The organism is Vibrio sp. 10N.222.49.A3, from assembly GCF_041475145.1.
GTDB lineage: Bacteria > Pseudomonadota > Gammaproteobacteria > Enterobacterales > Vibrionaceae > Vibrio > Vibrio tasmaniensis_A.
The window spans coordinates 1-10,563 of the sequence record NZ_JBFRVM010000196.1; the positions used below are offsets into that span (position 1 = coordinate 1).

Annotated in this window: 16 protein-coding genes and 1 pseudogene; 2 read left to right on the plus strand and 15 right to left on the minus strand. The window is 43.8% G+C overall.

Translation table 11 applies throughout. The annotated features are described in order from the left end of the window. From AB4589_RS22785 to AB4589_RS22805, 5 genes are all read right to left on the minus strand, one after another. Window positions 1-341, minus strand: a 341-nt coding sequence (locus AB4589_RS22785; protein WP_372101746.1) for a LysE family translocator, incomplete at its 3' end; no start/stop codon positions are given. Between the two features lie 167 nt (window positions 342-508). Further along, entirely contained in the window at window positions 509-1,117 is a 609-nt protein-coding gene (locus AB4589_RS22790) for a sugar O-acetyltransferase (RefSeq protein WP_372101747.1), read from the minus strand. Between the two features lie 96 nt (window positions 1,118-1,213). Beyond that, window positions 1,214-1,588, minus strand: a complete 375-nt coding sequence (locus tag AB4589_RS22795) for a VOC family protein (protein ID WP_048611985.1) — start codon at window positions 1,586-1,588, stop codon at window positions 1,214-1,216. 78 nt (window positions 1,589-1,666) lie between these two features. After that, entirely contained in the window at window positions 1,667-2,365 is a 699-nt protein-coding gene (locus AB4589_RS22800; protein WP_372101748.1) for a pseudouridine synthase, read from the minus strand. After that, on the minus strand, window positions 2,365-2,526 hold the full coding sequence (locus AB4589_RS22805; RefSeq protein WP_372101749.1) for a hypothetical protein: 162 nt from the start codon (window positions 2,524-2,526) through the stop codon (window positions 2,365-2,367). The genes AB4589_RS22800 and AB4589_RS22805 overlap by 1 nt, the downstream gene beginning before the upstream one ends. Window positions 2,527-2,735: 209 nt before the next feature. On the opposite strand from AB4589_RS22805, the gene AB4589_RS22810 reads away from it, so the two are divergent. Next, entirely contained in the window at window positions 2,736-3,137 is a 402-nt protein-coding gene (locus tag AB4589_RS22810; protein ID WP_017065706.1) for a YkgJ family cysteine cluster protein, read from the plus strand. 53 nt (window positions 3,138-3,190) lie between these two features. On the opposite strand, the gene AB4589_RS22815 is transcribed toward AB4589_RS22810, so the two are convergent. The 10 genes and pseudogenes from AB4589_RS22815 to AB4589_RS22860 form a co-directional block, all read right to left on the minus strand. Continuing rightward, window positions 3,191-3,592 (minus strand): NUDIX domain-containing protein, encoded by a 402-nt coding sequence (locus AB4589_RS22815; RefSeq protein WP_372101750.1) that lies wholly within the window; start codon window positions 3,590-3,592, stop codon window positions 3,191-3,193. Window positions 3,593-3,820: 228 nt separating this feature from the next. Beyond that, complete coding sequence (locus AB4589_RS22820) at window positions 3,821-4,201, minus strand: STAS/SEC14 domain-containing protein (protein ID WP_017057365.1); 381 nt, start codon at window positions 4,199-4,201, stop codon at window positions 3,821-3,823. A 113-nt stretch (window positions 4,202-4,314) separates the two neighbouring features. Continuing rightward, window positions 4,315-4,911, minus strand: coding sequence for a class I SAM-dependent methyltransferase (locus AB4589_RS22825; RefSeq protein WP_372101751.1), 597 nt, complete (start codon window positions 4,909-4,911; stop codon window positions 4,315-4,317). Continuing rightward, on the minus strand, window positions 4,904-5,410 hold the full coding sequence (locus AB4589_RS22830; protein ID WP_372101752.1) for an HAD family hydrolase: 507 nt from the start codon (window positions 5,408-5,410) through the stop codon (window positions 4,904-4,906). The genes AB4589_RS22825 and AB4589_RS22830 overlap by 8 nt, the downstream gene beginning before the upstream one ends. A gap of 28 nt (window positions 5,411-5,438) precedes the next feature. After that, window positions 5,439-6,382, minus strand: a pseudogene (locus AB4589_RS22835) (D-2-hydroxyacid dehydrogenase family protein). 96 nt (window positions 6,383-6,478) lie between these two features. Further along, window positions 6,479-6,943, minus strand: coding sequence for an ASCH domain-containing protein (locus AB4589_RS22840; protein ID WP_372101753.1), 465 nt, complete (start codon window positions 6,941-6,943; stop codon window positions 6,479-6,481). A gap of 610 nt (window positions 6,944-7,553) precedes the next feature. Next, window positions 7,554-7,808, minus strand: a complete 255-nt coding sequence (locus AB4589_RS22845; protein ID WP_029223190.1) for a DUF3297 family protein — start codon at window positions 7,806-7,808, stop codon at window positions 7,554-7,556. Window positions 7,809-8,053: 245 nt separating this feature from the next. Continuing rightward, complete coding sequence (locus AB4589_RS22850; RefSeq protein ID WP_372101754.1) at window positions 8,054-8,512, minus strand: GNAT family N-acetyltransferase; 459 nt, start codon at window positions 8,510-8,512, stop codon at window positions 8,054-8,056. 67 nt (window positions 8,513-8,579) lie between these two features. Beyond that, window positions 8,580-8,714: a hypothetical protein gene (locus tag AB4589_RS22855; protein WP_019823457.1), complete on the minus strand. Its 135-nt coding sequence runs from the start codon at window positions 8,712-8,714 to the stop codon at window positions 8,580-8,582. Window positions 8,715-8,739: 25 nt separating this feature from the next. Further along, a complete protein-coding gene (locus tag AB4589_RS22860) occupies window positions 8,740-9,861 on the minus strand; it encodes a PcfJ domain-containing protein (RefSeq protein WP_372101755.1) in 1,122 nt (373 codons plus the stop codon). A gap of 235 nt (window positions 9,862-10,096) precedes the next feature. On the opposite strand from AB4589_RS22860, the gene AB4589_RS22865 reads away from it, so the two are divergent. Further along, entirely contained in the window at window positions 10,097-10,519 is a 423-nt protein-coding gene (locus tag AB4589_RS22865; protein ID WP_012604051.1) for a universal stress protein, read from the plus strand. Window positions 10,520-10,563: the final 44 nt, after the last annotated feature.

Here is a 10,563-nt window from a genome sequence, read left to right on the forward strand (position 1 = left end):
GGGTTTATGGCGCGCTTACGTTCAAAATCGAAATTTGATAGTTTAAGGCTATCTTTCCTTATTTGTTTGAAACTCTTAATTCCGAGGTAAATTAAATACAAACCACCCACACATTTCATGACAAAAAACCATGTCGGCAAGCGAGTAAGAACTTCCCCAACACCTACAGCAACCAAACCCACAATGAGAAGTTGACAACATAGATTGCCTAGAATAGTGACAAAAGCAGACCCAATACCGTATTGAACACTATTTTTCACAACCAACAATACATTAGGGCCCGGCGATAATGTAACAACTAAATATGCAAGAAAAAACATCAACCAAGTATCTAAATTCATTGAACACTCCTTTGCTCAAAAAATATAACAGCTATCAGACAGAAAAATTCCGCATTTAAACCCCGAATAATTCGTTCTAGTGTCTTAGATTCATAAACAATATGCAACTGAGCCATTGCATAACAATGGCTTATGTCACAGCTTATTTAAGGCATGTGAAAAGTCGTTTACTTTAGCTCATCAGGAATGCGGCGATCTTTGTGGTAATACTCTCGGTCTCGTTCGTTGATTTCGCGTACCACTTTGCATGGGTTGCCTACAGCGACAACATTGGCTGGGATGTCTTTGGTGACGATGCTGCCCGCGCCTATTACTGAGTTTTCACCAATGGTGACACCGGGAAGTACGACAGTGTGCGCGCCAAGCCATACGTTGTTGCCAATACGAACAGGAACATTGAACTGCGCTGCTTTTAGCCTGAGTTCTGGGCTGATGGGATGTGTGCCAGTGGCAATGGTCACGTTAGGCGCAATCATCACGTTGTCGCCGATGAATATGTCTGTGTCGTCGACCAGAGTTAGATTGAAGTTCACGTATACGTTGTTGCCTAGGTGCGTGTGACGCCCCCAGTTCGCATGTAATGGTGGTTCAATGTAGCAGCCCTCACCGACTTCGGCGAATAGCTGCTTCATGATTTGTTGTCGTTTATCACCTTCGCTCGGGCGAGTGTGATTAAAATCGTATAGCACTTCTAAGCATTGAGTTTGCTCAGCAACCAAATCCACGTCGTCACAGTAGTAAACGTCTTGGCTGTGCATTTTAGCCTTTATATCCATGTTTGAACCTATTTGATCATTGCCTTACGTCGGCATAAATAAAGAAACAGATGGATAATTTGAAGTTTTCACTGGCCTTAATGCAAGTTGGATGAATTAACGCGGCCTAATGTTTTCAGCCACACGCCACAGCACACCACTTGGGTCAGTGATACAAAACTCAAGCATTCCCCATGGCTGTTCAACAACCTCGGAAACGGTAACTTCAAATTCCGACACTACATTAGAGTTTTGGATGTGTTGATACCAACTTTTTACGTCTTCAACCAGCAAGTGCATCATGTAATTGTGACAGTGCGCAGGTTCATAAAAGTTTTGCAGAAGGAAGGCACAACTGCCGTGTCGTAGATAGGCGATATCGTGAAACTCAGACATCACTTCGAAGCCGATTGACTGGTAAAAACGTTTAGATAAATCGAAGTCTCTCGCGGGTACAAAAGACTTAATTTCTGAGACTTTTAGGTTTTCCATCCTATATCCTTATAGTATTGATGTTCTGGTGCTGACACGCTTAACGCTTTAAGTGGTTACGGCGTTTATTCAGAGCTCTTATTCAGAGTCTTGCTGAAATGAGTCAACTTCGGCTTTAGTTAGATAACGCCACTGGCCTGCTTCAACATCCAAACGAACGTCACCAACCTGTTCACGGTGTAGGCCAACAACTCGATTCCCGACCGCAGCAAACATTCGTTTTACTTGATGAAACTTGCCTTCTGTAATGGTCAACAGCACTTCTTTACTGGTAATCACCTCGAGCTCTGCCGGACGCGTCGGTTTTTGTTCGCCCTGCAATTGAATGCCCGCTTTGAACTTATCAGCGACATCGTCTTTGATATCGCGTGACAATGTCACGCGATAGACTTTCTTACATGACTTGGTTGGCAACGTGATGTTGAATGACCAGCGCCCATCATCGGTAATCAAGACTAAGCCTGTAGTGTCGGCATCTAAGCGCCCTGCTATGTGCAGCTCTGATGCTTTGTCTATCTCGATGTAGTTAAACAATGAAGGATAAACTTCATCGATATTAGAGCAGATAGTACCCGCAGGCTTGTGCATTAAGAGGTATCGAAATTCACGCAACTTAAGCGGCGTGCCATTTAACAAGATGGTGTTACTTTCATGAACTTGAGTCGATTCATCGGTGACTGTTTCACTGTTTACGGTCACCTCGCCATTATGGATGCGTTCAATCGCTTCAGGCTTGGTCAGGTCAGTGCTTTTACATAGGTATTTATCAAGGCGCATTAATCGTCGGCACCACATTTAGCACAAGGCTTGTAAGTTCGTTCACCTTGCTCGATAACCACATACTCACTAACGCACTTGTCACATAAAGCGAGCTTTGGGTAAGCCTCTTTTTGTTTCTTTGCGTTAATGTTGCCTTCGGTGGTATATACGGTTCTCATTTTGATGCCTTTGCTTGAATAACGTGAGAGACGCAAATTGTATCACTGTTTACATCTTTGGTTGGAGTGGTGGTGCATAGATAAGTTGATTTTAAGTGCCGCTATTCCATGTTCCCACCCCGTAACGGCTTAACCATGAACAACAAAGTCAACGTGCCACGCCTATCAGTGGTAAAATGATAAAAGCTCACCAACCGATGAAGTCGATAATGAAAGATTGTAATCAATGCGGAAAATGCTGTATCAAATACGGAGATGGCGACCTTGCCGCGACTCAAGAAGAGATCGATTTGTGGGAGCTGTTCAACCCAGACATCTTTGAATATGTTCGAGGAAGCGAGATTTGGTTTGACCCTGAATCTGGCGAACGTTTAACTCGCTGCCCTTTTCTGGAACTGGTTCCGACGAAAGACACCAAGGCTCAAGCCAAGTACACATGTAGCATTTACTTAGACCGTCCAGAAGATTGCAGACACTACCCAAGCCTAATCAATGAGATGGTACGAGATGAGTGTGAAATGATTGAGGTGGTGGATTTACAAGACACGAAGAAAGCTCAAAGGAAACTCGACTTGTTGATGAAAGACAGCCGCCCTTCAAGCTATTCGTAAACGATGATCTTTTGAAGATCAATCTTCAGCATTAGCTGATAGCCGCTAAAACCTTAAGCCAAATACTGGTTCGCTTCTAACCAATCAAGCGCAACCAGTGCTGCCAATGAACATACCGCTCTGTCGTTGCCATCAACAAACTTAAGTTCTTCGATTTCGGCATCTGGAGACAGTTCACCCGTATAATTAGCAAGATAGCAAGTCAATTTCACTGATACGCCTTCCGCTTTGCCATCAGCTTGGCCTGAAAACGTCTCGACGTATTTGATGGAATCAGGCACTAAATCAACTGAGATCTCTTCTTTGATTTCGCGAACCAGTGCTTGCTCATCACTTTCGCCAGCTTCACGCTTACCACCCGGTAGATAGAACAGTTCTTTGCCTTTTGATCTCACCATCAACAGCTTGCCGTCTTTGATGAATATCCAAGCCAGCTTATCAATTACCTTATGCATGTCGTTAGACCTTATTTCTGTTTTAGTTCTCGTTATTACTGAATCTAGCCACACCATTAGTCGCGACCAAACACAGCCTGGGTATGTTACACGCTGCAATGAATATACTCTATTGAATCGAATAGGAAATATCATCGCCAAACCGAAAAATGACAGCGTTCGAGACAATGCTCGTCAACTGTCATTGGCAATGTTTACTGATTGTTCGTTAGCTGTTCGCGAATATTATCAATCGACCAACCACTTAAGCGCAGAGTCGTGGTCTTCGAATGACTTAATCTCACCAGACACAAACCAACTCCCTACTTTTGAAGCGAATTCTTGCCAGCTTTTATCACCATAAATCGCAATTTTGTCTATCTTCGAATTGAGCTCTAATCCCAGTTTGAAATCATCCCAAGCAGCACGTAACTCCCAACCCGTTAAGGTAGAGATATCGACCAGCATCTTGAGTTTAGATGAATCGAGTTCTTCTAGCGTGGTATTCAGAATTGGCATCATTGCTTGATAGTCATCGTGTGTGAGTTTGCCTTTCGCTTTAAACACAACGATGGTTTCACCGCTAACACGTTCAATTCCAACCGATATTCCGTGACGTTCGATACTCATAGCCTAGCCCTCATAGTGGAAACTAGACTTAGCTTAGAGGATTAGACAGCAAAGAGATGAGACGTTGGCGTCAAAACGGACAAGCATCCGAACGAGTTTTAGTTACTGACATTTTAACGGCGCTTAATCGCAACGACCGAGTAAGTGTGCCAATGCTTCACCCTACCCAGCGACGTGAGTGCTTGTTCGTCTCGCTCATGGAATCGTACTATCTCAAAGTCGTTGAATAAGCTGAGTACTTTGGCTTTCGTTAACGGCGTTGTTGGGGTTCGATAGCCATGTGCCCAACTGTCATCGACGCCCATGAAATCACCTGCAAATACGCCACCTACTTCAAGACAGTTTTCAATATTGTGCCAAACCCCGTCAAAACGCGTTGGGTCAGCAAAAAACAGACTCGAATTGGCAATCACTACGCCAGATTTTGGGTAATCATAGTGTTCAAATCCACTTTCAGATATCTCGACCAAAGATTTGCGACCAAAACGATCCCGACATAGTGCAATCGAATCAGGATTAACGTCGAAGCCATACACTTGATACGCTTGTTGTTCAAAAAAGGCGATGTCACTACCTGTTCCACAACCACAATCAATCGCAACATTTAAGCCTGATTCATTAAGCTTAATTACGAACTCTGTCCTCTTTAAATGAGGTTTGCTTAGTGCTTTTTGGTAATACTGACGCCAGATCTCTGAATGGTCATCCATAGCGCTTCCCCAACAGTTCGCTTAGGCTTTTAACTTGCACGATATTCGGATGCTCTGACTTAAGTTCAGTACCTTCCGTGTTCAACCACGCCGCGTGCAAACCCGCTTCAAGTGCTGGGTAAATGTCTTTCTCTAAGGTGTCGTCAACCATGGTGATGTCTTGTGGTGCAACACCGAGTTTGGAAATGATGGCAGGATAGAACCCCGACTCGAACTTAGAAAAGCCAATGCTCGCCTTACAAAAGTAACCCAAGATATATTGAGATAGGCCAACACGCTCGAAGGCACTAATGATGTCGTCTTTGCTGGAATCACCAGCATTGGTGGCAACGTAGACTTGATGATTTTTGGATAGTTCAGCCAGTAATGCGCGAGCACCACTCACTTCTTGTACGGTTTCCCAGTCACACATCTTCCCTTGTGCGTCTGGGAAATCGACCATCAGCGTATTGCCCCAGTCGAATAAGACTACTTCTGTTAATTCGATTAGCTTTGTCATCTTGCCTCCTGCATTATTCATCGCGCCTTTATAGGCCATCTCTTTGATAGGACAGAATGTTGTCGAAAGCGATATCGAAGTAGAGTTCGTAGCTATTTTGTTCAACATAGCCCAAATGTGGAGTCGCTGTGACGTTTGTTAAGACAGTAGCGGTTCGGTGTCTGTTGTTACAGGCTCACAATCGAACACATCAATAGCGGCAGTTTTGGTCGGTATCTCGTGTAGTTCATGATACAAGGCCATCGGTTCGACTAACTCGGCACGGCTGATGTTCACAAACAGTGAGTCCGGCTTCATCAAGCTGAGGTCGTATGCCGTAACACATCCTCTGGTCACATCATTCAAACGCAAATGCAAAGAAAGCACATCAACTTCTCGGAAGAAGTCTTGTTGGGTTGATGCTGCTTCAAAGCCATCTGCTTGTGCTTGATCGCGTGAAGCTTTGCTACCCCACACTATGACAGACATCCCAAATACTTGGGCATATTGTGCAATGCATTTGCCGATCTTGCCGTAGCCCCAAATACCTAGCTTCAAGCCCTTCAAAGTTCGACCTAGCCCTAACGAGCCAGAATCTTGCCACTGGCTTTGCTTAAGGTTTGACGCGTAAGTGGGAATGTGGCGTGATGCAGCCATAATCAACGCCCAGCATAATTCAGAGGGTGCGACTGGCGAGCCTCGGCCTTCTAACACGGTAACACCAAATCGTTCGCACATTTTCGGGTCGATATGGTTACTCACTTTGCCCGTCTGGCTAATCAGCTTGAGGTTTGGGAGCTGCGATAACAAAGATTCGGTGATCTCGGTTCTTTCACGAATGAGTACAATGGCTTCAAACGAGACCAACTTAGCGACGAGCTCTTGCTCTGAGTAAGTCTCGGTAAATACCGTGACATCGTGTTGTTCGAGTTTGTTGAAGCAATCGAGGTCTTTAACGACGTTCTGGTAGTCATCCAATATCGCTATTTTCACATCACTCTCCTTGTGATTGTTAATCATCTGGCGTTGCTCAAATGAAGGCTAAAGTGCCATGCCTCGAGATTCAACATGGCACTCACTGGGGCTTCACTATTGATAAACCACTTTGAAACGCTCCAACATAAGTAACATGTCTTCACTTGGTGAGATCTTGAGCTCTTCACATTCACGTGAGAAGAAATTCCAGTGTGCTTTTCTCCACCATTCGAGTGTTTTGTCACCCTCGCCTTCTGCAGCAGCAAACTCCTCCGTCACTTCGTTGTATTTGCACGACGACACCGACGTGATCTCAACAATACAGACGGGCTCACCATCCCAATCGGTGACAACTTGTAAGTGACCAACTATAGGTCTCGTCTCGCCTTCATGGGTATACCAGTATTCAAGGCCGCAGGACGCCTGTTTTTCACCCTTGAGAATCAACTGCGCGCAGAGGTTGGCGTTGTATTCATCAGCGCAGTAATAGTCGGCACTAAAGGAGGTGTATTGCGAGGCAACCTCTGCTGGCAATGTGTTGAGGTAGCTATCGAGATAAGCTTTGCTTCTTTCTTCCATGATCTTTCCAAATTCAATATTAGGTTGAGCCGATAAATACTTATAGATTAAGCATCTGGCTGCATTGGGAGTAACCTATCAAGTCGCGTTATTGCTGTAAACCGAGTGAATATCAAAATGTGGGCTGAGAAAGAAGAATATGCATGGGAGTGTTTGTGAATAGATACCAAATAAAACAGAAGCAGGATATACCTGCCTCTGTTGTTTATTAGTATGACGTTGTCCAGTTAATGAACTATTGAAGCCACTCAAGATCCACATTGCAAGACGATTACACGCTCAGTTTTCGCCCGCTATCCATACCCACCAGCATTCTTTCGAAGTAACAACACATAACCAATCGTGATGTTAAATCTATTGTTCAGTTTATTTATCCAACATCGATGTTTACGTATCGTACAACCTCAAGCAATGCAGCAGCCCTACAGCGTTAATAACCGCAGGTTTTGATAAAGCAGAAGGTGAAGACGTCGAGTTTTCGATTGGTGCAGGTATCGCATGGTAAAGTCGACTTAAGGAATCATACGCAAACAAAAAGGACCTAGATTTCTCTAGACCCTTCTATATAAACAGCGTTTTGTACTCGACATTATCGAGTTACACGAAGTGATTAATCTTCGATGTAGAAAGCTTCTACTGTGCCTTTAAGAGTAATAAGCATTGGCTGGCCAAAACGGTCTAGCGCTTTAGGAGAAGGGATCTTAACCCAACCTTCGCTGATGCAGTATTCTTCAACATCAGTACGCTCTTTACCATTTAGACGAATGCCGATTGGGTATTCGAAACACTCAGCCACGTGGTGTGGGCTGCGTGGGTTACCTGCAAGATGATCTGGTAAAGCTGGTCTTGAATTAGTATCGCTCATGTTCATTACCTGTATGTACGTAAATAAAAAAAGTGCGTCATTCTAGTCAATATAGGCTTAGTGCTCAACAACTGGTGCAATAAATCGTAGAGATCGTTTTAATCAACAGCGAGTTGTTTGATTTAAAGGCGATATAGGCATGAGTTTCAACGAAAATTTAACAGAGTTTTGCATTGTTGATGAAAAAGAGAGAGCTTCATTACTCGAAAGGCAGATAACCTAATATCAAAGTTTTTATTCCGAACTTATCGATTAAGCTCAATACTCATCACTTTATGGTTCGGTTCTGATTCGATATCGACGATTGACCAACCAAGAGAAAGGTACAAAGGCGCAATATTGGTGTAGGCGTACAACTTAGACGTTGAATCTTTCGAGGGTTGGGATTGATAATAGTCTGGCATTTGTTCAACAGCTCGTTTAATCAATTCACTCGCAATACCTTGGCCGCGCCATACAGGGTCAACAAACACGGCGTTGATCCACACCACATCACGCACTTGGTGAGGTTCTTGAAAATAGGAATACGCCAAGCCACCAATGACCACATTATCGCGAAGTACTGTTATTACTGGAGGGAGTTGTACGTTTTCTTTATAGGTATCTTGAAACTTGAAATTAGACCATTCGCTTTGAAATAAGCCCTCTAACTCACTCCAATAAGGCGAGCTTTCATCGCAATTTCTAAAGATTACTTTCTGCATTTTTTCCGTCCTTTGAAAGAGTGTAATTCGGCTATCCTAGCCTTGTTTAATCTAAGTGTAGGTAAAGCTACTCTTCTTCGTCGTAATCGCCTGCTGGGTCTTGATTAATTTCTTCGCCGCATCCTAGGCATTCACCTTGGAGATCCGTAGGCATCACAATAATCAAACCACAATGCGGGCATAAATCACCTTGTTGATACATATGAATCATTCCTTCTACTTCATGGCTATTGCTTAGGGTACTTTTGCTTACTCGCTTCTAACCAGTCATGGATGACTTGGCGAGCCGACTCCGATGGCGGTTTCCCACAAATCTGGTCAATCTCAAACGGAAAGGCTTTGCTTGGAACACGACGTAGGCCAATGGTTAAGCGTTGAGGCTTGAGCATTCGAAACACCACATAGCGATCACTCATGATTCGATTGTGATAGACGCCAATACAATGTTTTTGTTCCACGCCCTCTTGTTCAAGGTCGTAGTAATCAGTAAGCGGATGAATATTGTCATTACCGAGTAAAGGAACTGGATAAGGGATGTCCATGTCCATAGGCCGATTTCCTTCTAGACGACGTAACTGACGCTGTTCTGTCCACCTATCATGCAGTTGCTCAAACATAGCAAAGGAATTTTGACTGGTGATGGCACGTAATGGATCATCCATCTCCAAATCCAGTCCTAACAATATCGCATCTTGGAACATCGCCATTTTTGAAGGCGCATTGAGCCTGCCCTCTTCCACCATCGCAATGCCCAATCGACTGCCGGTTAGAAATGGATGAACTTGGTCCAAACGCAGCGCTGTGTAGCCTACTTTTGAGTAATGCTTAAACTTAAGGACTCGTCTTTGCAGCGGTTCGAGAATACGAACAATGTGGTCGAGTTCATCACCAACATTGTAATGAAGCTCTAGCTTGTCGATGAATTTGAGTGTCGCCTTGCTGCTGTCTAAACCCAACTTAGCAAGGATCTTCTTCTGCCCTAAGCGACTTAGTGCCAACGCTTTCTGATTATCGACACTGTATTTCATACAGATCAAAGCCAAAATAACTGGCCTTAATTCAAGCAATTGCGCGGCTTCATCGGTATTTGCTGCAAGCCAAAGCATCTGGTATTGATACTCTGGAAAGTCGTCGGTGATTTCACGATAACGCGCAGGCAATGAATCCAACCAACGACCATTCTTATCAAACTGCTCAACAAGGTTTAGGCTCAGCCCAATGCCACCATCGAGCGGGCGTCGACCATCTTCAAACACATGAAAGCCCACAAGCTTTTGAGACCAATCTCGGATCTCAATATCGTAGTCGAAACCTAACGTCCTAGTGGGAATGGTGAGTAGTGCTGTCATTGATGCCTCTTCGTTATTGGCGCATTAAACCGTAAAGCCTATCTAACAGAATAAGCTAGCGCTTCAACCACTATAACAACCTTTTGTAAATTTCTTATCAATCAAAGCGATATAAATACGATAGTGCTTAGAAGATCATTGAATGATGATTTTATGCAATATGAGATCTCTTCGATATCATTTGCGCTAGCAAAAACTATGCTTGTTATATAACTGATAACACGAGGCTTTAATTATGGAATACCGACATATTCTGGTCGCTGTTGAAATGTCCGACGACACTAAGATTCTGATTGATCGAGCTACCTTCTTCGCAAACAAACTAGAGGCTGGCATTTCGTTTGTTTATATCGACGGCACGCATGGAGAGATTTACCCTGAACTCGTTGATATTCAGGGAAATGAAGGCGATCTACCCATCAATGAAGATTCCGTTAAACATTTGAAAGAGTTTGAGGCATACGCTAAACACCCAATCAAGCACATATTCGTGGGAACGGGAGATTTGAATGATAAGCTCAAAAATACCATCGAGGTAAATGGCGTTGACCTACTACTATGTGGCCATCACCACGATTTTTGGCATAAAATCATTTCCCATTCGAAACAGATCATCGACACATCTCCAGTCGATATTCTAATCGTTCCAATGGATTAGATACTGCCGTTCGAACTTTAAGACTTCCCTATCTGGCAGGGTAG